The following is a 23650-nucleotide window of genomic DNA, read 5'->3' on the forward strand; positions in this document are numbered from 1 at the left end:
ATTGTCTTTCACTGAATATGATGAAACACATTATGCTTGTTATACAGATTGGTGGAAGTTAGTATCTATCCGAATTTCGGATACTTCTGGGGTGAGAAATGAATTGGACATTGGATCAACTTGAAGCGTTTGTCACGTCTGTGAAGCAAGGCTCATTTTCTGCTGCGGCACGAAAGTTGGGAAAGGCGCAATCTAGAATAAGTACTGCAATTGCTAATTTAGAAGCGGATTTAGGTTTTGAACTTTTTGATAGAACAGCACGACTACCCGTATTAACGCAGCAAGGCGAAGATATGTTTATCGAAGCACAAGCAGTGTTATCCCAATGTCAGCGATTACAGTCTCGCGCACTTACTGTGAGCTCTGGTGAAGAACTGTCGCTAACGGTAGCGATGGATGAAGCTGTCCCTATTGTTGCATTTGAATGTTTCTTTGAAAAAATCGCCCAGCGCTACCCATTGTTAAAATTAACCATTATCAATGGTTCTCAAGATGATATAGCCCAATGGGTCGATGAAAAAAAAGCGGATCTTGGCATCTTGTTCTATCTCAAAGAATTACCTGACAGTCTTGAGTTTGTCCCGACAGGTCAGTTTCGTCAGTCATTAATTGTTTCTGCTAATCACCCATTATCAAAGATTGCAGTGCCGACATTTTCTGATCTTAACCAATATCGCCAATTAGTCATTCGTGATCGTATGGGGGACACACAGGCGAAATCTATTTCTTCTCAATATTGGCATATAGACAGTTATTACTATATTACAGCGCTGGTAATTCGTGGTGTTGGTTGGGCTTTAGTGCCTGAACATGTAGCAAGTGCAGAGTGGTATACCAATGATCTTGTTGAATTATCAACCAAACATATCCCCGATTCATTGGTGGTTGAAATGGGGGTGGTGAAACGCCGTGATAAAGGTAATGGTCCTGTTATGAATTGGATGTATTCACAGATGGAAATAATGTTCTCGGAAGACGCCTGACCTTTCTAATCTATTCATAACTTTACATTCAGGTAACTCACTTCGTTCAAAAAAAGGGTATGATTATTGATGGTTTCTAGTGAAGTGTCTAGTTAGGGTTGTGTCCTGTTTATGTCTGATTGTTCGTCTACTGCTATGTCTTCGTTTATTGGTTCTTCAACTGCCTTACCACTATTGCTGGCTGGCCCTATTCTACGAAAAGTAACACCAAGCGACATTGCCGTTTGGTTAGTCACATCGAAACCGCTTGTTGCCACCTTTTCATTATTCCATGAAGGTCAAGAGAGTGCGTTTTACCATGCGACGATAGATGAACAAGCACAGATCCAAATCGGCAAATCTGCTTGGGTAGTATTAGCGCAATTTCAGGGTGAGTTTCCAGTCGATACGGTATTGGAATATCAATTGGATACTCAAGATGGCGATATCACGCATTTAGTGCCCAGCCTTCTATATGATGAAGAACAGCGCCTATCGTTCACTATTAATCCCCGAGCAGATTACGTATTGCATGGCTCATGCCGAAATCCGCATTACCCTAGCAAAGACAGTTTAGTGGCTGCTGATAACAAAGTCGCTGGGCAAAAAACGCTTGAGCGCCCTTCATTATTAATGATGAGTGGTGATCAGATTTATGCTGATCATGTCGCAGGCCCTATGTTGGATGTGATTCAGCAAGTGATTGGTTTGCTTGGTTTACCTGATGAGACGTTTGTACAAAGCCCCGTCGCAGATAGTGCGAGTTTGTATCAGCATGATTGTAACTTTTATGGGCGTGATAAAATCTTGCCGCACTACCATGATGAAGCCTCACTATTTCGTACATTCTTGCGCAAGAAAGGACTATCAACCAGTTGGGTTCCTCATCGTGGTTCGCCCGTTTTTAGTTCAAGTGAAAGTGAAAACCATCTAATTACTTTTAGTGAGTTTTTCGCGATGTATATCTTGGTTTGGTCGCCGCAGTTGTGGGCATTAGTCGATTCCTCGCGATTACAGAAAAATGATTTCCGCAGTGGTGAGCAGATACTCACGCCTAAATGGCAACAGCTATGGCAAGATGAAAAACAGAATATTGATAATTTTGTTGCAGGTTTACCGCAAGTTCAACGCTTAATGGCGCATATTCCTACCTATATGGTTTTTGATGATCATGATGTAACCGATGACTGGAATTTAACCGTAGGGTGGGAAAAAGCGGCTAACGACAACGCCTTTTCACGACGAATCATCGGTAATGGCTTATTAAGTTATTGGTTATGTCAGGGCTGGGGCAATGCTCCTCAAAATTTTGATGAATCGTTTTTAATGCTCGCGAGGCAATATTTCGCTACACCCACTGCTACCCATCAAGATGTTTTTATCGATCATTTGTATCGGTTCGAGCAATGGCATTACACCATTGAAACGACCCCTAAGATGGTTGTTCTAGATACGCGTACTCGTCGTTGGCGCTCAGAGTCTAAAATGAATAAGCCATCAGGGTTGATGGACTGGGAAGCGTTAATTGAAATGCAGCATGAATTATTACATCAACCTGCTGTGATCATCGTATCGGCAGCACCCATTTTTGGCGTGAAGTTTATCGAAACATTGCAGCGAGCAATGACGTGGATTGGTCAGCCTCTAGTGATTGATGCCGAGAACTGGATGACGCATCCGGGATCGGCTAATACATTATTGAGTATCTTTACGCATACTAAGACGCCAACCAATTTCGTGATTCTATCGGGCGATGTGCATTACTCGTTTGCTTACGATATAAAAATGCGTTTTCGTCGCAGTAGCCCCAATATCTACCAAATAACCTGTAGTGGGATTAAGAATGAATTTCCTAATCAGTTACTGCGTTTTTGTGATGCAATGGATCGTGCTTTATATAGCCCACATTCGCCATTGAACTGGTTTACTAAACGTAAGCGTTTAAAAATAACTAAACGTGATCCTGATGTTGCTGGTGGTCATCGATTAATTAATCGCAGTGCAATTGGCGAACTACGCCTAGATGCAGAGGGTAAACCCAGTGATATTTCTATTCTGACCGCAGAAGGGGAACGAATAACGTTTCCACCCATTAAGAGATAACGATATTTAAACAAGTGACCTCTTACTCTTTGTTAATTAATGATAAGCCGATTGTTGTTGAAATCCACCCTGATAATTATTGCACCTGTTGGTACAGGTGTTGTTTTGTATATGATTTATTTCTACTTATTGATCATGCTATTACGTGATATGCTAAATGCTGCGTATTCAGTGAACTAAATTAGATAATAAGTATCCAACCTTAAAACCTGAATATGAACTGATGACAAATCAGTCACATACTATAAGCATAAAGATTAAATACTATTTGTACATAAACCATATTTAGTAATGTTATTACGTTACTTTGATGGATAAATATCTAAGCTGTGAATGTAAAAGGGATGCGATAAAAAGTCATTATGAACTTACGAATAGCGGTAGAAAAGGATTTAGAGTGTATTTGCTTTCTCGCACAGCAGATAAATAGCCAGCATTATAATGGCGCGCCCCATGTTTTTGCTGAGCCTGAAGGGGTTCATCGAGATAGAAGCTATTGGCGAAGTAATTTTAGTGCTGATAACACGGTATTTATTATTGCTGAAATAAACGATGAAATAACAGGATTTGTACTTGCGAGTATTACTGAAAATACGACAGTAACGTTTCTTCAAAAGAAAAAGCTATGTCGAGTACGAACAATTGTTGTTTCGGATAAACATCAAGGTCAGGGTATTGGTAAAAAGTTGTTGAAAGCTGTTGAATTATGGGCAATCGGTGAATGTGTAGATGAAATAAGGCTTGAAGTGATGGCTTTTAATAATGGAGCACAACAATTTTACGATACTCTTGGTTTTGAAACACAATCACGTATTTTGTCTAAAAAGTTAAATTAAGGGTCATTTCAATACTATTCAATATAATTTATAGTATGCCACCCTAAAAAATAAGTGGCGCGAATGATACCTTCTCTAGTCATGTTTATTTTTGATGTGTTATAAGTGAATTATTAACCTATTTCAAGTCGGCTAATCCATTGTTGAATAATAGGCTGCAATATCTGCGAGATCTTGATTTTTTAAGCTTGATAACTGTTGTTTCATCATCTTTCCCATCGTATTCGTACGCTCGCCGTTTTGATAAGCCTTCATTGATTGGTAGAGATATTGTTCATTTTGACCATTAATATTTGGATAGGTAGGGTTTGCTGCTATTCCATTGCTACCATGACAAAATTGACAAGTATACGCTTTAATTTTTCCTGCATTAGTATCCGTTGTTGTTATGCCCATAGAGACATTACCTGAGGAAAACGTTGTGCTAGAGAAAACAATGGAAGTACAAATAGCAATATAACTCAGTGCTTTGATATTTTGCATTTTTATTGATAGTGATAATATTCTGATTATTGTGTCAGTTATTCTCTTATAAAGTATTGGGCGAGGTCAAGTGAGTGTTTTTTGTTATTTTAAATCATGCTTATATGGTCGAAAATCGGTACTTTTCCCGTTACAATATTCCCTTGGATGCTTTGTATTCGAGTATTTAATACCATTCTAGATTGGTATCTCACTAGGGTCTGTTTAATAAAAGGTAGTTAATAATGATTGAACGTCTGGAAACTGGCGCACGTATGAGCCGTATTGTTAAGCATAACGGAACAATTTACCTATGTGGTCAGGTGTGTAAAGACGCAACTCAAGGTATTAAAGAACAAACAGAAACAATGTTAGAGAAAGTTGAAGCACTACTTGAACAAGCCGGTAGTGATAAAGAACATATGCTTTCAGCGACGTTATACATAAAAGATATGAAAGATTTTGCTGAAATGAATGCAGTGTGGGATAGCTGGGTTCCTGAAGGTCATGCACCTGCTCGTGCTTGTGTTGAAGCAAGCATGGCGCGTGATGTGTTACTTGTTGAGATTTCTGTGATTGCAGCAGAAAAATAAGCTCAGCTGTTCATATGATTACCTCGCCATTGTGTGAAGTGGAATATGTATATAGAGAAGCAGTTACCTTGGTAGCTGCTTTTTTATTACAGCGCTAAGCAAAAAGCATATTCGAGGTTCGTATGTTGTTAAGTTTTACTTAACGAAGTAATAGAAAGTATCAAATATTCAAACAAAGTCAATACGATTATCCTTACGGAACATTAACCATTAATGAGTCTTTAGGGGATAATTCAATGCCAGGAAAGCATATTTCATGCGCGATTAAAAATTATGAATCATTGTCTTTTCTCTGCCCTGATGTAACGAAAGTTGCATTAGTTACAGAAGGAGGGGGACAGCGAGGTATTTTTACTGCGGGGGTATTAGATGCCTTCTTAGAGGCTGATTTTAATCCGTTCTCATTAATGGTTGGCACATCTGCTGGTTCATTAAATTTGGCATCGTTTATCTGTGGTCAGACTAAGCATGCGTACCGTGTTATTACCGAAGCAACGACAGACCACGATTTCTTTGATATTTATCGTTTCCTGGCTGGCAAAGAAGGTTTAAACCTAGATTGGCTATTAGAGCAAACTCAAACTCGTTTGCCGTTAGATTGGCAGCAAGGCCACGAGAATATGCGCTCTTGCACAGTACTTGCCAGTGCAAGCCATGCCGATAATCATCACGCGACATTTTTTGATCTAGATAATGATGATTGGCATGTTGCTTTAAAGGCATCATGTGCAATTCCTATATTACGTCGTCAACCGATATTGAATAAGCAGCAATATTGGGTTGATGGTGGTGTAGGTGCACCTATTCCTGCTCAAGAAGCTTATGAACGTGGATTCCGTCACATTGTGGTGATTCGTACCGTTCCCATTACTGCACATTTTGATCATTGTTGGATGTCGGTTATAAAAAAAGTGTTGGGTAAAACTAAAGCGGCTGAGGTTATAGCTTTACTGCTCGAACATGAAGAAAACTACCGACAAACCCAAGAGTTTTTGAATAATCCACCGGCAGACGCAACCATCTACGAGATTCACCCAACAAAAGAACTGCATTCCAAGTTAATCGGCAGCACAAGCGATTCGTTAGAGCACGATTATCAGCTAGGACATCGTTCTGGTCGTTATTTTATGGCGACAGTTGGACGTAACTTTGGTGTAAATGCTAAGCCTGAGAGTAACAAAGAAAAAATTTGTGCATAGGAAATTAAAATGACTCAATTATGCATAACGGAACTTGTCACGAAGGAATCGAGTTTTACCACGTTAATGACACATGAAATTCATCAAATGTGGCAACAACGTCAGCAAAATATATTTCTGGGGGTAAATAATTTACCGATCAGTTGGGTCAGTATTACAAACCCTAAAAATACACAGTGTGTTGTTATTGTTAATGGTCGCAATGAAAGTTTTTGGAAATACCAAGAAGTATTTTATGAATTTAGTCGTCGTGGCTTTGATGTGTTTGCGTTGGATCATCGTGGACAAGGGGCTTCAGGACGTATGACCGCAGATCCTGAAGTCGGTCATGTTGATAATTTTACTGACTATGTTGAAGATCTACATCAATTTGTTGATTCTATTGTAAAGCCAACTAATTATAACCATGCGTTTATTCTGGCGCATTCAATGGGCGGTGCAATAACAACACTATATCTAGAGCAGCATCCTAATATCTTTGATGCAGCAGTGTTAAATGCTCCCATGTTTGGCCTATGTATGCCTGCGGCGTTGCATTCTATTGCGCCGTCTCTGGCGAAAGTATTGACGAAAATCGCAGATAAGTACCAACAACATCCCTCCTATTTAGTTGGACAGAAGGCGTATCATGAAGCTCCTTTTGAGAATAATGACCAATGCCAAAGTTTGATACGTTACGTATGGGCGAAGCATTTATATCAAGTTCACCCTGAACTACGTATTGGAGGCCCTAGTACTCGCTGGTTGTGGCAAGCGTTAACTGCGGCAAATAACTGTATTCGTGATGCCAAAAAATTGAAGACACCTGTTTTGTTATTGCAGGCGGGTAGCGACACAATCGTTGATAATAAAGCTCAGCATCGTTTTAATTGTGTGAGTGAACAATGTCAGATAAAAGTGATAGAGCAGGCTAGGCATGAACTATTGATGGAGAAAGATGAACTTCGTAACCAAGCATTGACGGAGGCTGTCTCCTTCTTTGACCGTTTTACTGTGCTCAATTAATCGTTATCTACTATTCTGTAATACTTCGCAATATTTTTTTCAGCTGTTATATCCAAGCCACCTCAAGTCACTCCCGAAGGGACGGCGTTGCTCATTTTAAACGTAGAACCACTAGGTCTATAAATAAGCGCCTTGCCTAGAACCCAACAAATTCCCGCTGAAACGAGCATCTTGAGGTAACTTGGGTATACAATCGCTATATTAATGTTTTAACTAAGTAGTGATTAACAATGAATGGTACAAGCCGCTCAGATATTCATGCTGGATTAGAAGTACAAATCGTTTTAAAAGAAGATCAACGTACAGGCAATTTAACGAAAGGTATTGTGAAAGATTTACTGACTAAATCTGCAACGCACCCTCATGGTATTAAAGTTCGTTTAGAAAGTGGTGATGTTGGGCGAGTAAAAGAAATTCTGTAATGACAATAAACTTAACTGTGTAAGGCTCTGTATAACAGCGCCTTTTTTCGATTAAGGTGAACAGTTAAGCCACTGGTTACCTTATTTTAAGACAGTTTTTCGAGTGAAAACGAAATTTATCTGTACAAAAGCGACATACCTGTTAGTATGTCGCTCAGCAATTCAGAGAGTTATTACATGCAGCATCAAGTACAAGTTAAACTTACAGCTACAAAAACGTTATCGTTATGTGCCTATATGTTTCCTTTTATTTAGCGTAATAGTGTATAATTCAACAAATTATCACGTCGCATATGCGACATTTGAATATTAAATAAGGGACAAACATGTCTAACACAACTGGTATCGTGAAGTGGTTTAACGAAGAGAAAGGTTTCGGTTTCATCACTCAAGACAACGGCGGCGCTGACGTATTCGTACATTTCCGTGCAATCGCTTCAGAAGGCTTTAAAACGCTTGCTGAAGGTCAAAAAGTTTCTTTTGAAGTAGAGCAAGGCCAAAAAGGTCTTCAAGCTGCAAACGTTGTAGCTTTATAATTCTTTAATAAAAAGAAATGATAGAAGGTCGCCTAGGCGGCCTTTTTTGTTTCTGGAATTTGGAGAATTAGACTGTGGTGTTATGGCTATCGGCAATATAGAACGATGAAAAGCCGTAAAAATACGGCTTTAGTAGATAGGATTTCTTAGTTAGGTGCAAATTACTGGCTATTAATCGCCTAAGGTTGCAACCATAATTGCTTTAATTGAGTGCATTCTATTTTCTGCTTCATCGAAACAAATAGTGTAAGAAGATTCAAAAACGTCTTCTGTCACTTCAAGACCTTTCATATTGAATTTCTCTTCTATTTTTTTACCCACTCGTGTTTCGTCATTATGAAATGCAGGTAAGCAGTGCATGTATTTAACCGCTGGGTTCTGCGTTGCTGTGATAACCGACATGTTCACTTGATAGGGTGCTAGATCGTTTATGCGAGCTTCCCACAGTTCTTCTGGTTCACCCATAGAAACCCATACATCACCGTAAATAAAGTCTACGCTATCAACACCTTCCTGGACATTATCGGTAATAACAATTTTACCTCCTGAAATTTTGCACAACTCATTGCACTCCGCAACAAGAGCTGGATCTGGCCAGTAGGCTTTAGGGCCAACAAGACGGATTTCCATTCCCACTTTTGCCGCGCCAACCATTAGTGAGTTACCCATATTATTTTTTGCATCGCCCATATAGGCGAGTTTCATTTGATTTAGGCGCTTGCCGTTACCGTGTTCTAGCATTGTCATCCAATCTGCGATGATTTGAGTTGGGTGCCATTCATCGGTTAAACCATTCCAAACCGGCACGCCGGCATGCTCTCCTAGAATCTCAACGACATCCTGCCCAAAACCACGATATTCAATGCCATCATAGAAACGACCTAAAACACGGGCAGTATCTTTAGTACTTTCCTTATGACCCATTTGCGAGCCGCCGCCAATGTAAGTGACATGTGCTCCTTGATCATGGGCTGCTACTTCAAACGCACAACGGGTACGAGTGGACGTTTTTTCAAAGATGAGAGCGATATTTTTACCCTTCAGCTTCTGTTGTTCAGTGCCCGCATACTTGGCATGTTTTAAGTCTTGCGCCAATGCTATGAGGTGTTCGATTTCTTTGCCTGTGAAATCAAGTAATTTTAGAAAGTTACGGTTGCGAAGATTAAAAGACATAGTATTACCTTATCGTATCTCTGTGATGTAGTTATAAGCGCTTAATGTATTTTCTATGGGAATGTACATAGGATTAAGTCGCCGTGTTGTTTTGCAATTACTATTCTCTTTTCCCTTCACAGCGTCTATTCGAGTTTAATTAAACCAGTATTAATATTTTTTTAATCAAGGAATTATACTCACTAAATACCGCATATTTATTCTGACTAACAGTTAACACTTTACTGACCGTTAGCAGACAGATGTATCGCTATAATTGAAAGTTATCGATAGGCAGTTGTATATAGGTGTACTGATGAAACGAAATCTACTAGTTGTAACAGTTATGGGATTATTATTGGTTGGCTGCGATCAAAAAGCTTCAACAGAAGTAGTGCAACCTGAGCAGGCTGAATCTACTATCGTCGCTGCAATTCAAGATCAAGCAGAAGTCATTGCAGATGCACATAACGCACGTAATGCACTGGATTGGAATGGTACATACAATGGCATTTTACCGTGTGCTGATTGCTCGGGTATAGAAACACAGCTAATGCTTAGGCAAGACGGCTCTTATATGCTTACTGAAACCTACCAAGGAAAAGAAGGTGGCGATGTCGAGCGCAGTGGTCAACTTGAATGGAATGCCGCTGGTAATACAGTCACGTTGCTCAACGATAATGGAAGTAGTATTCAGTACTTTGTTGGAGAAAGGCGCTTGTTTCGTTTAGACCGTGAAGGGAAACGAATCACTGGCGATTTAGCTGAAAATTATATATTACAAAAGCAGTAAACCGTCGTAACGTTAGTGTACTTTGGGCTTCGAAGTTCATTCAGGTAGTGCAGATCGCCCTAATGAAATCACTCGTAGTATTGAGTCTTTAAACAGATAGAACAGCATCACCGCTAAGGTTGTAACTTGGGTATATATTTATGATGGATGTATACAACATTATTTGGACAGTAAACCTGTTACTATTCTTATAAGAATAAGAAATAAAGCTTTGGTAAGGGATATAACATGAGAATAATGAGCCAGCTGTGTGGGGTATTGATAGCCCTAACAGCAACAAATAGTGCTTGGGCTGCAGATAAAGTGGTGGTGTTAGAAGATGGTCGACAAATTGTATTACATGATGACTTCACATGGGAATACCAAGCAATAAAGACGACCGTTTTACCTGTAGAGGTGAAATCGACGCCAATCGAAACGATAAGTGCAGTACCAATAGCACCTGCTACCTCTAGTATTACGAAGGGTGCTACCGCTATTCCCCTTACTCAGGCACCTAAAGGAGCACGTATAGAGCTGGGCACGAGTAAAAACATTCAACAACTGAGTAATAGTGGTATTGATGTGCTACTTACAGCTGCCGAGTATGACGATGGTGTGCTTGTTATTCCGACAATGATGACAAATCAGAGTTTGCAATCGGTCGTTACAGTGATTGTAAAGGTTGCCTTAAACGATGAAAATGGAAATCAAATCGGTAGTGAAGAGGCGAAAATTTGGTCATCAATAAAACGTCTTCCTGATACGTATTTTAGACCTAAGACCCAGCAAAAAGGTAACCCTATCACTTTTACAGTACCTGAAAAGTCGGTTTACTTTATCAGCGCTGAAATTGTTGAAGTTGAGCATTGGTAATATAAATAAGAGACTAAATACGAAAGTGTCGAGACTTTTATAATGACGTAATTTTAAAGAGCATGAAATCGAATGATTACATGCTCTTTTTTTATAACAAAATTATTTATTATATTTAGTGGTGTGACTATTACTATCATCTATTTATTTTGTTATGTTTGTTTTATGTAAATTAAGCGCTTTAAATTTGTTTCTATTTCTTTGTTAAAAATCAATGTATTGATAATTCCATACTCATTGTGTGTGTTAGTCACAAATTTAGTGTGGGAAAATCTAATTCCCTTGTAAGTGTCATCGGATAAGTGGAAATATATCCCATAGATTAAAGATTTGGGAAATAAGCCCCATGGATAAAAAAGACTTCATCAATGCAGTAAATGGGTTAGGGGCGCTGACTGTAGCAGAAGAGCGTATTACCCAGTACTTTATGAAGCATTATACCATGCTGCCTTTTGCAAAAATTGATGAGTTATGCAAGCAGATTGGGGTTGGAAAAGCGACATTAGGGCGCTTTTTACAACACTTAGGCTTCAGTGGCTTTTTGGAATTCAAGAAACATGTAGCCGATGAATTAGCCCAAACGTTGACGACCCCCGTTGAACGATATGAGGTTACACAACACACTGATAATGAAAGTATATTGACGAAACATTACGATGAAGTAATGTTTAATATGACTAAAACCTTTGCATCAATTTCGGATGACGATTTCGAACGTGCGATTAGGTATATGCAGAACCCGAAAGGAAAGTTATACGTGATGGGCAGTGCTTCATCAGAAGCCTTAGCTAATTATTTCTTTTTATTGGCTAGGTACTTACGTAAAGATGTGGTGTGGTTGAAAGCTGATATATCGACATTACCCCATCAGTTGGCGGATGTGACAGAAGACGATACCTTATTTGCGATTTCCTACCACCGCTTTTCTACAATTACTATACGTTTAGTGAAGTGGTTTCATCAGTTTGGCGGCCGTATTATTTTTGTTACCGATCAGCCTGTAAACCCGTTTGTGGCGTATTGCGATATTCAGTTTGCAGTTGAAAGTGGCAGTGAAGGTTTTTTTAATAATCGATCTTCTGGCTTTGCATTGATTGAAGCCTTTATTAAAGGGCTTTCAAGGCAGAAAGAAAAAAATAATCGTTTTAATCGTATTGAAAGTGTATTTGATGAGTTCAGTGTTTTTTAATTAATTAGATTATCGCTAAAAATAACATTTAATGTACAGCTGTAATTCATCAATGAATGACAGTGTAACTTTGTGATTTCTATAAATAAGTTTTTTGATTTGTGCTCATTTATTTTAAATGAGCAGCCCTACTATGACTGTAAGATAATGAGGTTTTAAATGATTACTTTATTAGCGTTACCTACGATATTAGGCGTCGGGTATTTTATTGTAAAAAAATATAATACTCAGGCGGTATTATTCCTTGCCGGTTTATTAATGATTGCGCTTGGTGTGCTAAATGGTACGACAGATTTTCTTCCTAAAGGGGGAACTCCAACCGGCGCCATCATCGTTGATTTTTTTGAAGTAATTAAAGTTATTTCTTCATCAACGTTGGCGAAGTTAGGTTTGATCATTATGGCCGTGGGGGGCTTTTCGAAATATATGGGGCACATTGGTGCTGCCAATGCGATGGTCCAAATTGCGACTAAACCACTTTCTCACATTAAAAATCCGTATCTAGTATTAGCGCTGGCGTACATTATTGGTCAGTTGATTAATATTTTCATTCCGAGTGCGACAGGTTTAGCACTGTTGTTATTAGTCGCTATGTATCCAGTACTTGTGGGGGTTGGTTGTAACCCAGCAGCTGCGGCGGCAGTGGTTGCGACAACGGGCTGTTTGGATTTAGGGCCAGCCTCTTCAGCCGCGAATAAAGCAGCTGAAGTCTCGGGTATCGACGTTGCAACGTATTTTGCGAGCTATCAGCTTCCCGTTGCGATGGTCGCGATGTTAGTGATTGCAGCGCTGCACTTTGTATGCCAGCGCTACTTTGATCAGAAAGACGCAGAAAAAGGCGTTACCCACGAATTTAATCTTGATGCAAAAGAACAACGTGATGCGCCTAAGTGGTTTGCAATTCTGCCTGTATTGCCACTGATGTTACTACTAACATTCAGTAAGTTTGCTGTTACCTCTGTGCGTATGGATGTGGTAACGGCGATGTTCATTGCCCTGTTTGTGTCAATGATATGTGATTACATTTACACTCGTGATGGTAAGCAAGTGGCTGCGTCACTGAAAGTGTACCTAGAAGGAATGGGTAATGTATTTACTGGTGTAGTGAGTTTAATTATTTCTGCTCAGGTATTCGTAACTGGCTTAACGGCGATTGGCTTCATTGATTTATTGCTTAACTCGGCATCTAGTATGGGGTTAGGTTATTTGGCGATGGTAGTGGTATTAGTACTGATTATTGTGATGGTGACTATGTTGTCTGGTTCAGGCAATGCCTCGTTCTTTAGTTTTTCTAACTTGGCACCTGATGTGGCTGCGCAAGTGGGTACAGCTGCTGCGCACGTTGCATTACCAATGCAATTAGCCGCAGGCTTAATGCGTTCAGCATCGCCAGTTGCTGGTGTCGTCATTGCGTGTGCTGGTGTGGCTAATATCTCGCCAATTGAGTTAGCAAAGCGTACCGCAATTCCGATGTTCGGAGGTTTATTGACTGTGCTTATTTGTTCTCAGGTTTTGGTATAACCACGTTAAATTGAAAAAGCTATATGTTATCAGGCCGTACAGAGATCTTGTGAAGTACTGTGCGACCATTTACTGAAAATATGCCTTAATATCCATTAAGGCTTTTTTTGAAATAATGCAAAGCGTTGGAGTTATACATGAACATTGTTGATCGTTTCTTACATTACACCCGCATTAATACGACAACGAGCCGTGAGAAAGGTGCTGCTGGTATCATGCCTTCTTCTGATGGTCAGATGGAATTGGCGCAATTATTGGCGAAAGAACTCGATGCGTTAGGTATGGAAAATATTGTGTTGCGTGATACCGCAATTCTTACTGCCACCTTGCCTGCAAATATTCCTTCAGTTCAAGGAGCTAAACCTATTCCGACGGTCTCATTTTTTGCTCATTTAGATACCAGTGCCGAGCAAGCGAATGACACCCATGCACAAATTGTTTGCTATCAAGGTGGTGATATTTGCTTGAATTCGGCATTGGATATTGTGCTTAAAGAAAGCGAGTTCCCAGAACTAGCAAACTACGTTGGTGATGATATTCTAGTGACCGATGGTACTAGCTTGTTAGGTGCCGATGACAAAGCCGCTATTGCCGCCATCATGCACGCATTACAGGTGTTAAAAGCCAATCCAGAGGTTCCACACGGTACAGTTAAAGTGGCATTTTTACCGGACGAAGAACAAGGGTTACGTGGCGCAAAAGCTTTTGATGTTGAAGGCTTTGGTGCTGATTTCGGTTATACCTTAGATTGCTGCGGGATCGGTGAATTTGTACATGAAAACTGGAATGCGGGTAATGCGGTTGTGACGTTTACTGGGCAATCTGCTCACCCTATGTCAGCCAAAGGAAAGCTCAAAAACTCGTTATTGATGGCACACCAATTTATTAGCATGTTACCCGCAGGGGAAGCACCACAGTATACCGATGGACGAGAAGGGTATTACTGGGTGAAAGAAATGGCGGGTAATAGTGCAAAAACGATACTGAAGATGGACATCCGTGATTTTTCTCAGGAAGGTTATCGCGACCGCATGCGCTTTTTACAAAATTTGTCAGACAGTTGTGGCAAGCTGTGGGGTGAATCTGCAATTTCCATTCAATTGGATGATCGTTACGAAAATGTGGCAAATAGCTTAGAAGGTGAAGCGAGTTTTCCTATTGATATCGCGAAAGAAGCTTATGCACGAAACGTCATTGCGATGAAAGCGATCCCTATGCGTGGTGGTTACGATGGTGCAGTTCTATCGCAAAAAGGTTTACCATGCCCGAATATTTTTACTGGTGCCCATAATTTTCATTCGATTTATGAATACCTACCTGTGAAATCTTTGCAGGCCGCGAGTGATGTGGTGATTGAAGTGATTAAGATTACCGCAGAACGTCATCAGTAAATCTAATCAGACCTAAAAAAGAGCATGTAATCGAATGATTACATGCTCTTTTTTGAATTGAAAAATCGATTTGTTCAGTCGTTACAGTATTTCTGTTATTGCAGTGTTGAAATGTACTGCACAACAACGTTTTTAACGAACTCTTGATTATCTTTTGCTGTTGTAGGGTCGTACTTGCCGCCATTCGTTAGGTTATTTGATAACACGCGAATGCCAAGAAATGGCACTTGGTACGCTTCAGCAATAAGTGCTGCTGACGCTGTCTCCATCTCTTCTACACTGGTACCAAAGTTTTTGTGTAGCCAGTTCATACGGTCGATTTCATTATTCCAGAAGTTTGCTGAACCAATAGTCCCCTCAACCACTTTGCCACGCTTATAACTATCTTTAACTGCATGCGCAGCAGCGAGAAGTTCAGGGCTGCCTTCGTAGTAACGAATTTTTTCGGCATCTGAACTTTCACCAGCACTACCAGATGAGGCCATTACGTCCATTGGAATCCAATTAAATGGGTCTGAACCTTGGCCTTCTGCTGTGATCGGTGTTTTTAAGTTGCCCACATTCACGGAACGTTTACCCAATACAATGTCGCCTACATTCAGTGATTTATCATGGCCACCAGATGTACCCTGATTAATAATTGCACGTGGATTATAGCGCTCAATGGCAACAGCAGTTGCAGCAGCAGTATTCTCAACGCCTTTACTCGTTTGAGTTACTACGATTGGGTAACCATTGAGATCACCAATATAAAACGTGAAGTTACCCGTGCTTTCAATTTTTACGTTGCTCAGTAAACCTGCAAAATATTCAGCCTCAATTGGCATAGGTCCTTGAATCAAAATCGGCTGTTTTGGCGCAGTATGAGAAGGAACTGACACACTCTTCATTGTGCTTGCAGTCGCAAATGATGTAAATAGCAGTATAAAAAGCGTTACAAGCAGTTTTTGGGGCATGGCGAACATTGTTCGTACTTCCTGTTTATGGGTTATAAGGGGGTATGAATAAAAATATAATGAGCTGTAATTTTTAAAGGAATATATAATGCGCAAACGATTGCGTCAAGGGTATTGAGCAGAGAAATATTTGTCATTAAAGGCTTATACCAAGTATAAACTATTATAAATTAAGCTAATGTTTTTATTATTCGTCATGGAGTTATTTATATATTACTAAACCAGTGTTGATATTGTTTGGAAGGTAAGTGAGTTGATTTTCATACGTCAAGGTAATTGAATGTATTTTAATATTTATATCTCGTATGTGAAAGAAAAAGGAAACGATATTATCGCTTCCTTTTATTGTCTATGGTGTTGAGGTGGTATTTATATTGTTTTTAAGAAACTTTCAATTTTCATTTTGTGTTCGGCCAGTGTTTCTTGGCTTGGTTGCTTAATATGATTGTGAGTGAAGTAAACTAGCAGTGCCATTTGGGCTGTTAGGCGGTTTTCTGCTTCATCAAAAATAACAGAGCGTGGTGACTCCATCACTTCTCGAGTACATTCGCGTTGATCATTGGCTGGTAAGCAGTGCATGAACATTGCATCTGGTCCTGCTTTTTCCATCATGGTTTCAGTTACAACGTAATCAGGGATAAACGTTGAAAGACGGATATCTTTTTCATCTTCTTGACCAAACCAGTAGAAGCTATCGGCTACAATAATGTCACAGCCAGCAACTTCGTCAGTATTATCGGTAATAACGAGCTTACCGTTAGATGTTTCACAGTTGTCTAAAGCAATATCGACCCACTTCTGCGGTGCTTTAAAACGTTCAGGGCAGATATGTTTGAAGGTCATGCCAAACTTAGTACATGCAAACATCAGCGAAGAGGCAACGTTGGTGGCATCACCCACAAAGGCAACCGTTAAATCACTAAGCGTTTTACCTTCAGGTAGGTGCTCAAGCATGGTAAATAAATCTGCCATAATTTGAGTTGGGTGTAACCAGTCACATAAACCATTGATAACGGGAACAGTTGCTTGTTCAGCTAAGCCTGCAACCGTGCTGTGATCATCAACACGCGCCATAATAACATCGACCATACGAGACAATACTCGCGCTGTATCTTCAAGTGATTCTTTACCACCAAGGTGAATATCTTTTGGCGACAAGAATAAGGCATGGCCACCAAGCATTGTTGCGGCGGTTTCAAAAGAGACACGTGTTCGAGTTGAAGGTTGCTCGAAAATCATAGCAACAGATTTACCTTTGAATAGCTGGGGTAGTGCATTGTCATGGCGTGCTTGTTTTAGCATTGCCATTAGTTCAAGAATATCGTTTAACTCTTTTTTAGAGTAATCTTGAGTTTTCAGGAAATGACGTAAACCTTCTTTATTCAAATTAGTAGCGCTTGAAGATGGCGTTTTCATGATTTTTCCCTTCTAAATAACGGTTGTTGTCGAAACGCGTAATAAGTTACGACATGTAATAAGATGTTCTATCTATTCTTTATGTTTTTATTATGTGCTGGTTCGGTGATTAATTCTTAAACTAGAATCACTAATCGATTTGTTTTCAAATAAACGAAAAATGTTCATGGTATAAATCACAAATAATTATTTGCTTGGCGATTAATAGTCGATAATTGATTCTGATGTTTAAATAGCGCTGTCTAAATATTTTGAATTATAAAAGACCTATTTTTATTAATGGTTATGGATAATAAATGCCAAGCAGCAGAAAAACGCTTATAACCGTAGTTATAAACGTTTTTTGCCAGGCTAAAAGTTGACTTAGTGTGTGGTTATTTCAATTGGTTTTCTTGGTAAATTTTTAGGAAGGTAAGTGCCTAAGTAGGCTTCTGTTAACGTGATCGCTTCACGTGCCATCTCTGGTGGAATACTGCCATTTTCTCGGTAGTTCATTGAGTAAACTTTATCGGCTACTTGCAAAGCTATGGCAAAAATATTCACATTGGTAGGCAGCTCTGGCAATACGAAATATTGACGATAAATTGCTTCGACATGTTCGGCCAGTAATAGGTCATTTTGTGCATCAGCATGGCGGATAGAAGCGTATATGTGCTGCCCAAGTAAAATGCGCTGAACAAGCGGGTTCTCGCTGTAGTAACTGACAAACCCTTGCTCAATCATCCGGTTGATGTCACTCCAATGATGGATTCTTTCAGCGATGATAGAGTCCTGTAAGACGTTTGTGAAATCAACGAAAATATCTTCCATCAATTCGTATATTAACGCTTCAATATTAGGGTAATGATGGTAAACGGTAGATGCTGCAATCGCGGCTTCTTTAGCGACATCATAAATAGAGATTGAGTTGACGTCACGATGAGCGACGAGATGAGTGATAGCTTTATGAATCCTTTTAAGCCTTTGATCTGTTGATTCCTTTTTCATCTCGACCTCTTATTTTTTTTGTACATATCCAGATTATTTGAGCCACTATTATTCTTATATTGTGCTTGCGCTTTTTTTAGGTAACGGCCATTAAGCTCGAATGTGTGTGCCAGATTGATCCATCATTATTTCGTATGCCTTATGTAATGAGCCGATATGGCCTGTGCCTAACGTCTCTAAGGCAAATTCACAGCAAGCATCGACTTTGGGTGCCATAGAACCAGCTGCAAAGGTGTATTGGTTCAGTTCTTTAACGGTTACATGTTGAAGAGGCTTTTCAGTTGGTGTCCCCCAATCAACACACACATTGTCACCATCCGTTAAGATCAAAAAGTGCTGTGCACCAAGCTCTTTTGCCAGCATCGCTGCTGAAAGGTCTTTATCAATAACGGCTTCGATACCATCGTAACCATTTGACGTTTTAATCACTGGGCAACCACCGCCACCGCAGCATATAACGGTATGATCTGCCGCTAATAAAGTACGAATGCTATCAAGTTCAAGTATATGTTGCGGTTTGGGGGATGGAACAACGCGGCGCCAGTACTGCCCATCTGGCTTTATTGTCCAACCAAATTGTTGTGCTTTATCTTCCGCTGTTTGTTGGTCATACACTGGGCCGATAAATTTATTTGGTTCTGCAAAAGCAGCGTCATTCTCATCGACAATTACTTGCGTTAATAGCGTGGTGAATTTTCCGTTGGGGGCAGATCGCTTTAATCCTTGTGCCATCATGTAGCCGATCATGCCTTGTGTTTCAGCGCCAAGCACATCCAACGGGTAGGGAGGAGCATCAGAGTAAGCTAAATTTTGTAGGGCTAATAATCCAACCTGAGGGCCGTTTCCATGCACGATAACGACTTGATATTCCTCACTCAACTTCGCTAATGCTTGTGTTGCGACGGCAATATTATTGAATTGATTGTCGTAGCTCATTAGCTCACCACGTTGCAATAAAGCATTTCCACCTACAGCAACAACAATGATTGGTTTGTTCTTTTTCATGCCACTCTCCCTGTTTAATGATTTATCTAACAATATTGGTTGGCATAAAAAGTATCCCTTAATGGCATCTTATTCACTTGATCAGAATCAATTTTATCGAATAAGAGGGATTGAGTAGCCATATCTGAATTTCAGGTCACGCCTTTATCATCATTAAAGGTGAACTCGTCGATAAGTGATTCTAATAACGAAACAATGCTGCGTGGTCTGTTTAGATAATAACCAACACGTGAGAAGTCTTAGCAATAAAAATAAATATTATACGTTTGAATAACCATGGAGATGGATTATGGACACGCAAGCATCGACAGGAAAGATGGGGGTCACAAGTCTGGCTCTCTTTAGTTTATGCGCCGTTATTGTTGTCGATACATTAACGGCTTCAGCATCGATTGGGGTGAGCTCTATTGGCTGGTGGATTTTAACACTGGTTGTTTTTGTTATTCCTTATGGATTAATTACCTCTGAATTAAGTACAACCTACCCCGGTGAAGGGGGGATTTATGATTGGGTAAAAAAAGCCTTTGGTTATAAATGGGCAGTAAGAACAACATGGTTTTACTGGATAAATGTCGGGTTATGGATGCCTGCTGTTTATATTATGTTTGCGGGTATGTTTTCTGAATTATTTTTCCCTGGCTTATCTTTATTCTGGCAAGTTGTTATTTGTATTGTACTAACATGGTTAACGATCTGGATTTGTAATGTATCGGTCGATGTGGGTGTATGGGTTACAAATATTGGTGCAATACTGAAAATAGCGGTTATTTCTGTATTGGGTTTCGGTGGTTTTATTTACGCCGCTAAACATGGTGTTGCGAATGAATTTAGCTTTTCCGCCATGATGCCAAGCTTAGATACTGGGGTCGCCTTTCTGCCTGCATTGGTGTTTAACTTGATGGGCTTCGAGCTTGTCGCTACCATGACTAAAGAAATGAAAGATGTACGTGACATGCCCAAAGCCATTTTCCTTGCCGCAATAATTACAGCCTTTCTTTATGTGTTTGGTACTGTTGGTATTTTGATGGCATTGCCTGTTCAAGATATTGGTTTAGTTGCTGGTATTATCGATACGTTACGTAAACTGTTTGGTGACGGTGATTTTGGTCAGATGATGGTCTACATTATCGGCACAATGGCACTGCTGACCTTCATTGGTAACATGGTGACATGGACAATGGGCGCAAGCCGAGCAGCAGCAGAAGCCGCAAGTGAAGGCGAACTGCCTGATGTCGTAGGTAAGATGTCTGAAAAGCATGATACCCCTATCGGTGCTAATAATATTACCGGTGCACTCTCGACTGCAGTTATCTTAGCGTATGCCATCTTTGCCCAAAGCAGTGATGAATTATTCTGGTCAGTGTTTGCATTCTCAAGCTGTATTTTCCTTTTACCTTATTTATTCATGTTCCCGTCGTATTTGAAGTTACGTATTAGTGATAGTCAATGTGAGCGTCCTTTCCGTGTACCTGGTGGTATGGGGGTGCAGTGGTTATTAAGCACAGTGTGTTTCCTTACTATTGCGCAGGCTGTTGTATTGTTTATTTTCCCTGATTTGATTTCGCTCTCCGTTAATTGGACCTATAGCGCGCCTGTATTAATTGGTGTGTTGCTGACTATTGCGATTGGTGAATATTTATTGAAGCTGGCTATAGCGAAGAAAAAACAAGCCAATAAATCACAAGATTACCAAGAACATACTGCATAGCGATGGTATATATAAATTATAAAGGTGAATATCATGACTAAACAATTAAGCACAAACCCAAAGCAAGATGGATTTAGAATGCCAGCAGAGCACGAACCTCAATCTGCTATATGGATGGCATGGCCAGAGCGTACCGATAATTGGCGTTATGGCGCAAAACCAGCACAAGCAACATTTGTAGAAGTTGCCAAAGCCATTGCGAAAACAACACCGGTTACTATGGTAGTGAGTGCCGAGCAGTTTGAAAATGCCCGCGTAGTATTGCCAAGTTATATTCAGGTACTAGAAATGAGTACCGATGATTCTTGGATGCGCGATATTGGTCCTTCGTATGTGGTGAATGATCATGGTGAACGACGCGGTGTTGATTGGCACTTTAATGCGTGGGGCGGATTGGTTGATGGGCTCTATTTCCCATGGGATAAAGACGACGCAGTCGCACGAAAAGTGTGTGAAACGTTAGGCGATGATAGTTATCGTGCTCCTATCGTACTAGAAGGTGGCTCTATTCATGTGGATGGTGAAGGAACGTTATACACCACTGAAGAATGCTTGCTTCACCCAAGCCGTAATCCCGATTTAACTCGGGAAGAGATTGAAGATGTACTGAAAGCAAACCTCTCTATTGAGAAGGTAATATGGATTCCCCAAGGCTTGTATAACGATGAGACTAACGGTCACGTTGATAACTTGATTCACGTTGTACGCCCAGGTGAAATTGCACTGACATGGTGTGATGATGAAACGGATCCTCAGTATATTATTTCACGAAAAGCGATGGACGTATTATTAACCGAGACTGATGCCAAAGGTCGCCAGATTAAAATTCATAAACTACCGATGCCGGGCCCACTGTATATTTCAGAAGATGAAGCGAATGGTGTTGATGTATCAGAAGGGATGGAGCGAGTACCGGGTGAGCGTTTAGCAGGATCTTATGCAAACTACCTGATTTCAAATAAACATGTTATTTATCCGTTATTGGACGAAGTACATGATAAAGACGTCGCGATGCTGCTAGCTGATTTATATCCAAACTATGAAGTAACGGGTGTGAATGCGCGTGAAATATTATTGGGTGGCGGAAATATTCACTGTATTACCCAACAAATCCCTAAGGTTTAATAAAGTAAGCTATTCGTCGTTGATAAGATAAAGTGAATAAAAAAGAGAGAGCAATTGGCTCTCTCTTTTTGTTTTCTTACTGTGAATGACTAAGCCATAATTGGCTGGGCAGGAAGGTTATCTTGCTGTGAACCAGGAAGCTTGATAGTGAGCGCAATGATGAGCGAGATCACCAATAGCGCCAACATAAGGTAGAAGGTTGCTACGAATCCACCGAAGAGCGAGGCGACAATAGAGCCAACAATACTGCCGATACCAAAGCCAAGGTAAATTAAGCCGTAGTTTTTCGTTAGGTTGTTTAAGCCGAAGAAATCACTGATCAATGATGGGAATACAGTAATTGTGCCGCCAAAACTAAATGCAATACATGCGACAGCAAAATAGAAACTAACTGTACTTTGGTGCGCAAAAAGTAGCGCACACACACCGATTAAGCAAATGAAGAGTGCAATAGCGATGACTTTAATACGGCTAATGCTATCTGAAAGCACGCCAAGCACTAAACGACCACTTAGGTTTGCTATGGCAATGATAGCGACTGAGGTTGCTGCAATTGCCATAGGAAGGTGCTCATAACTCTCACCGATATCTTTTGCGACACCAATAACGTACAGACCACTCATGCACACAGTTAGAAAGACCAATGCTAGCATCCAAAACTGTGAGCATTTTACTGCCTCTGCCAGGGTGTAATCACGAACCGGCGTTTCTGCTGTATTTTGTTGTTCTTGTTTAGGGGCATCTTTCATCATTAGACCGCCAAGGATAACCATGACCATGGCTATAACTCCCCAAGTGCTGAACGTGTTTTCCAATCCAGTGTTTGTTAGGAAGTACATGTTGATGTATTTAAACCCAAGGCTACCTAAACCATACGCGCCAATTGCACACGCAGAGACCAAGCCTTTACGCTCGGGAAAGAGCTTCACACAGTTAGATAGTGTCATCAGGTAGCCTGTACCGTCGGCAAAGCCCACTAACAACCCCGCGAAGATATACAGTAAAATCAGGTTCGATGCATGGGCTGTCAGCAATAAGCTTGCACCTAATAATAGTCCAGAGCAAATAGTGACTTTACGTACACCAAAGCGTTCTTGCAGTTTGCCTGACAACGATGATGCAACGGCTAACGCTAAACTTAAAATACCAAAAGAAAAAGCCACACGGCTAACAGGCTCTGATAGCTTGTCTGCTAGCTGTGAGTTAAATAGACTCCACGTATACACCGACCCTAAAGCAAATTGGGTGATGATAGTGCCAAACAACGTAAAGAGTCGATCTCGGTTTGATATTTGAGTCGCCATAACGTTAATCTCCAACGAATTTAAAAGCATGAAGGCGACAGTGTTTGTCACCTTGTTAAGCTACTAAAATACGGTCTACGTTGGAGATGACAATAGGGAGAAATGAATAAAAAATGAAATGCAATAAGTG

22 protein-coding genes are annotated in these 23650 nt (G+C 40.3%); 15 read left to right on the forward strand and 7 right to left on the reverse strand.

Features of this window, described 5'->3' with window-relative positions; genetic code table 11:
• Nucleotides 1-98 precede the first annotated feature (98 nt).
• The 3 genes from C9J48_RS08850 (at nucleotide 99) to C9J48_RS08860 (ending at nucleotide 3901) form a co-directional block, all read left to right on the forward strand.
• Nucleotides 99-983 carry a LysR family transcriptional regulator gene (locus C9J48_RS08850; protein WP_006228561.1) on the forward strand — a complete coding sequence of 295 codons (885 nt, stop codon included), beginning with the start codon at nucleotides 99-101 and terminating at the stop codon, nucleotides 981-983.
• Between the two features lie 111 nt (nucleotides 984-1094).
• Nucleotides 1095-3065 carry an alkaline phosphatase D family protein gene (locus tag C9J48_RS08855; RefSeq protein ID WP_006228560.1) on the forward strand — a complete coding sequence of 657 codons (1971 nt, stop codon included), beginning with the start codon at nucleotides 1095-1097 and terminating at the stop codon, nucleotides 3063-3065.
• A gap of 362 nt (nucleotides 3066-3427) precedes the next feature.
• On the forward strand, nucleotides 3428-3901 hold the full coding sequence (locus tag C9J48_RS08860; RefSeq protein WP_006228559.1) for a GNAT family N-acetyltransferase: 474 nt from the start codon (nucleotides 3428-3430) through the stop codon (nucleotides 3899-3901).
• A 132-nt stretch (nucleotides 3902-4033) separates the two neighbouring features.
• Here C9J48_RS08860 and C9J48_RS08865 read toward each other — a convergent pair whose 3' ends face one another.
• A complete protein-coding gene (locus tag C9J48_RS08865; protein ID WP_050764818.1) occupies nucleotides 4034-4384 on the reverse strand; it encodes a c-type cytochrome in 351 nt (116 codons plus the stop codon).
• Between the two features lie 224 nt (nucleotides 4385-4608).
• On the opposite strand from C9J48_RS08865, the gene C9J48_RS08870 reads away from it, so the two are divergent.
• The 5 genes from C9J48_RS08870 to cspE all read left to right on the forward strand — a co-directional run bounded on the left by C9J48_RS08870 (nucleotide 4609) and on the right by cspE (nucleotide 8118).
• Nucleotides 4609-4956 (forward strand): RidA family protein, encoded by a 348-nt coding sequence (locus C9J48_RS08870; protein ID WP_006228557.1) that lies wholly within the window; start codon nucleotides 4609-4611, stop codon nucleotides 4954-4956.
• 236 nt (nucleotides 4957-5192) lie between these two features.
• Nucleotides 5193-6155 (forward strand): patatin-like phospholipase family protein, encoded by a 963-nt coding sequence (locus tag C9J48_RS08875; RefSeq protein WP_006228556.1) that lies wholly within the window; start codon nucleotides 5193-5195, stop codon nucleotides 6153-6155.
• A 9-nt stretch (nucleotides 6156-6164) separates the two neighbouring features.
• The gene (locus C9J48_RS08880) at nucleotides 6165-7160 is read left to right on the forward strand and encodes an alpha/beta fold hydrolase (protein WP_107281081.1); all 996 of its coding nucleotides are present in this window, start codon (nucleotides 6165-6167) and stop codon (nucleotides 7158-7160) included.
• Between the two features lie 230 nt (nucleotides 7161-7390).
• A complete protein-coding gene (locus C9J48_RS08885) occupies nucleotides 7391-7582 on the forward strand; it encodes a YwbE family protein (RefSeq protein WP_006228554.1) in 192 nt (63 codons plus the stop codon).
• A 326-nt stretch (nucleotides 7583-7908) separates the two neighbouring features.
• Nucleotides 7909-8118, forward strand: a complete 210-nt coding sequence (gene cspE, locus C9J48_RS08890) for a transcription antiterminator/RNA stability regulator CspE (protein ID WP_006228553.1) — start codon at nucleotides 7909-7911, stop codon at nucleotides 8116-8118.
• A 171-nt stretch (nucleotides 8119-8289) separates the two neighbouring features.
• Here the strand turns inward: cspE and argF are convergent, their stop codons facing one another.
• Nucleotides 8290-9291, reverse strand: coding sequence for an ornithine carbamoyltransferase (argF, locus tag C9J48_RS08895; RefSeq protein ID WP_006228552.1), 1002 nt, complete (start codon nucleotides 9289-9291; stop codon nucleotides 8290-8292).
• Between the two features lie 295 nt (nucleotides 9292-9586).
• Here argF and C9J48_RS08900 point away from each other — a divergent pair, with 295 nt between their 5' ends.
• From C9J48_RS08900 to pepT, 5 genes are all read left to right on the forward strand, one after another.
• Nucleotides 9587-10063, forward strand: a complete 477-nt coding sequence (locus C9J48_RS08900; RefSeq protein ID WP_006228550.1) for a copper resistance protein NlpE — start codon at nucleotides 9587-9589, stop codon at nucleotides 10061-10063.
• 228 nt (nucleotides 10064-10291) lie between these two features.
• A complete protein-coding gene (locus C9J48_RS08905) occupies nucleotides 10292-10918 on the forward strand; it encodes a DUF3157 family protein (protein ID WP_036802426.1) in 627 nt (208 codons plus the stop codon).
• A gap of 346 nt (nucleotides 10919-11264) precedes the next feature.
• Nucleotides 11265-12107, forward strand: a complete 843-nt coding sequence (locus tag C9J48_RS08910) for a MurR/RpiR family transcriptional regulator (protein ID WP_006228548.1) — start codon at nucleotides 11265-11267, stop codon at nucleotides 12105-12107.
• 159 nt (nucleotides 12108-12266) lie between these two features.
• Nucleotides 12267-13628 carry a C4-dicarboxylate transporter DcuC gene (dcuC, locus tag C9J48_RS08915; protein WP_006228547.1) on the forward strand — a complete coding sequence of 454 codons (1362 nt, stop codon included), beginning with the start codon at nucleotides 12267-12269 and terminating at the stop codon, nucleotides 13626-13628.
• 137 nt (nucleotides 13629-13765) lie between these two features.
• Nucleotides 13766-15019: a peptidase T gene (gene pepT / locus C9J48_RS08920; RefSeq protein WP_006228546.1), complete on the forward strand. Its 1254-nt coding sequence runs from the start codon at nucleotides 13766-13768 to the stop codon at nucleotides 15017-15019.
• A gap of 95 nt (nucleotides 15020-15114) precedes the next feature.
• Here pepT and C9J48_RS08925 read toward each other — a convergent pair whose 3' ends face one another.
• The 4 genes from C9J48_RS08925 to arcC form a co-directional block, all read right to left on the reverse strand.
• On the reverse strand, nucleotides 15115-15984 hold the full coding sequence (locus tag C9J48_RS08925) for a 5'-methylthioadenosine/S-adenosylhomocysteine nucleosidase (protein WP_006228545.1): 870 nt from the start codon (nucleotides 15982-15984) through the stop codon (nucleotides 15115-15117).
• 360 nt (nucleotides 15985-16344) lie between these two features.
• Nucleotides 16345-17391: a putrescine carbamoyltransferase gene (gene ptcA, locus C9J48_RS08930; RefSeq protein ID WP_006228544.1), complete on the reverse strand. Its 1047-nt coding sequence runs from the start codon at nucleotides 17389-17391 to the stop codon at nucleotides 16345-16347.
• A gap of 363 nt (nucleotides 17392-17754) precedes the next feature.
• Nucleotides 17755-18378 carry a TetR/AcrR family transcriptional regulator gene (locus C9J48_RS08935; protein WP_006228543.1) on the reverse strand — a complete coding sequence of 208 codons (624 nt, stop codon included), beginning with the start codon at nucleotides 18376-18378 and terminating at the stop codon, nucleotides 17755-17757.
• A gap of 90 nt (nucleotides 18379-18468) precedes the next feature.
• Nucleotides 18469-19383, reverse strand: a complete 915-nt coding sequence (gene arcC, locus C9J48_RS08940; protein WP_006228542.1) for a carbamate kinase — start codon at nucleotides 19381-19383, stop codon at nucleotides 18469-18471.
• 289 nt (nucleotides 19384-19672) lie between these two features.
• On the opposite strand from arcC, the gene C9J48_RS08945 reads away from it, so the two are divergent.
• Together C9J48_RS08945 and aguA are read left to right on the forward strand one after the other, a co-directional pair.
• Nucleotides 19673-21091, forward strand: coding sequence for an APC family permease (locus tag C9J48_RS08945; protein WP_006228541.1), 1419 nt, complete (start codon nucleotides 19673-19675; stop codon nucleotides 21089-21091).
• Between the two features lie 33 nt (nucleotides 21092-21124).
• On the forward strand, nucleotides 21125-22216 hold the full coding sequence (gene aguA / locus C9J48_RS08950; RefSeq protein WP_006228540.1) for an agmatine deiminase: 1092 nt from the start codon (nucleotides 21125-21127) through the stop codon (nucleotides 22214-22216).
• A gap of 89 nt (nucleotides 22217-22305) precedes the next feature.
• Here aguA and C9J48_RS08955 read toward each other — a convergent pair whose 3' ends face one another.
• Nucleotides 22306-23520 carry an OFA family MFS transporter gene (locus C9J48_RS08955; RefSeq protein ID WP_036802423.1) on the reverse strand — a complete coding sequence of 405 codons (1215 nt, stop codon included), beginning with the start codon at nucleotides 23518-23520 and terminating at the stop codon, nucleotides 22306-22308.
• Nucleotides 23521-23650: the final 130 nt, after the last annotated feature.

The organism is Photobacterium profundum, assembly GCF_003026285.1.
GTDB lineage: Bacteria > Pseudomonadota > Gammaproteobacteria > Enterobacterales > Vibrionaceae > Photobacterium > Photobacterium profundum.

Excerpts from the sequence above, each read along its gene's own strand:
- C9J48_RS08850 (WP_006228561.1), top strand. The coding sequence starts at position 99 with ATGAATTGGACATTGGATCAACTTGAAGCGTTTGTCACGTCTGTGAAG.
- C9J48_RS08855 (WP_006228560.1), top strand. The coding sequence starts at position 1,095 with ATGTCTGATTGTTCGTCTACTGCTATGTCTTCGTTTATTGGTTCTTCA.
- C9J48_RS08860 (WP_006228559.1), top strand. The coding sequence starts at position 3,428 with ATGAACTTACGAATAGCGGTAGAAAAGGATTTAGAGTGTATTTGCTTT.
- C9J48_RS08865 (WP_050764818.1), bottom strand. The coding sequence starts at position 4,384 with ATGCAAAATATCAAAGCACTGAGTTATATTGCTATTTGTACTTCCATT.
- C9J48_RS08870 (WP_006228557.1), top strand. The coding sequence starts at position 4,609 with ATGATTGAACGTCTGGAAACTGGCGCACGTATGAGCCGTATTGTTAAG.
- C9J48_RS08875 (WP_006228556.1), top strand. The coding sequence starts at position 5,193 with ATGCCAGGAAAGCATATTTCATGCGCGATTAAAAATTATGAATCATTG.
- C9J48_RS08880 (WP_107281081.1), top strand. The coding sequence starts at position 6,165 with ATGACTCAATTATGCATAACGGAACTTGTCACGAAGGAATCGAGTTTT.
- C9J48_RS08885 (WP_006228554.1), top strand. The coding sequence starts at position 7,391 with ATGAATGGTACAAGCCGCTCAGATATTCATGCTGGATTAGAAGTACAA.
- cspE (WP_006228553.1), top strand. The coding sequence starts at position 7,909 with ATGTCTAACACAACTGGTATCGTGAAGTGGTTTAACGAAGAGAAAGGT.
- argF (WP_006228552.1), bottom strand. The coding sequence starts at position 9,291 with ATGTCTTTTAATCTTCGCAACCGTAACTTTCTAAAATTACTTGATTTC.
- C9J48_RS08900 (WP_006228550.1), top strand. The coding sequence starts at position 9,587 with ATGAAACGAAATCTACTAGTTGTAACAGTTATGGGATTATTATTGGTT.
- C9J48_RS08905 (WP_036802426.1), top strand. The coding sequence starts at position 10,292 with ATGAGAATAATGAGCCAGCTGTGTGGGGTATTGATAGCCCTAACAGCA.
- C9J48_RS08910 (WP_006228548.1), top strand. The coding sequence starts at position 11,265 with ATGGATAAAAAAGACTTCATCAATGCAGTAAATGGGTTAGGGGCGCTG.
- dcuC (WP_006228547.1), top strand. The coding sequence starts at position 12,267 with ATGATTACTTTATTAGCGTTACCTACGATATTAGGCGTCGGGTATTTT.
- pepT (WP_006228546.1), top strand. The coding sequence starts at position 13,766 with ATGAACATTGTTGATCGTTTCTTACATTACACCCGCATTAATACGACA.
- C9J48_RS08925 (WP_006228545.1), bottom strand. The coding sequence starts at position 15,984 with ATGTTCGCCATGCCCCAAAAACTGCTTGTAACGCTTTTTATACTGCTA.
- ptcA (WP_006228544.1), bottom strand. The coding sequence starts at position 17,391 with ATGAAAACGCCATCTTCAAGCGCTACTAATTTGAATAAAGAAGGTTTA.
- C9J48_RS08935 (WP_006228543.1), bottom strand. The coding sequence starts at position 18,378 with ATGAAAAAGGAATCAACAGATCAAAGGCTTAAAAGGATTCATAAAGCT.
- arcC (WP_006228542.1), bottom strand. The coding sequence starts at position 19,383 with ATGAAAAAGAACAAACCAATCATTGTTGTTGCTGTAGGTGGAAATGCT.
- C9J48_RS08945 (WP_006228541.1), top strand. The coding sequence starts at position 19,673 with ATGGACACGCAAGCATCGACAGGAAAGATGGGGGTCACAAGTCTGGCT.
- aguA (WP_006228540.1), top strand. The coding sequence starts at position 21,125 with ATGACTAAACAATTAAGCACAAACCCAAAGCAAGATGGATTTAGAATG.
- C9J48_RS08955 (WP_036802423.1), bottom strand. The coding sequence starts at position 23,520 with ATGGCGACTCAAATATCAAACCGAGATCGACTCTTTACGTTGTTTGGC.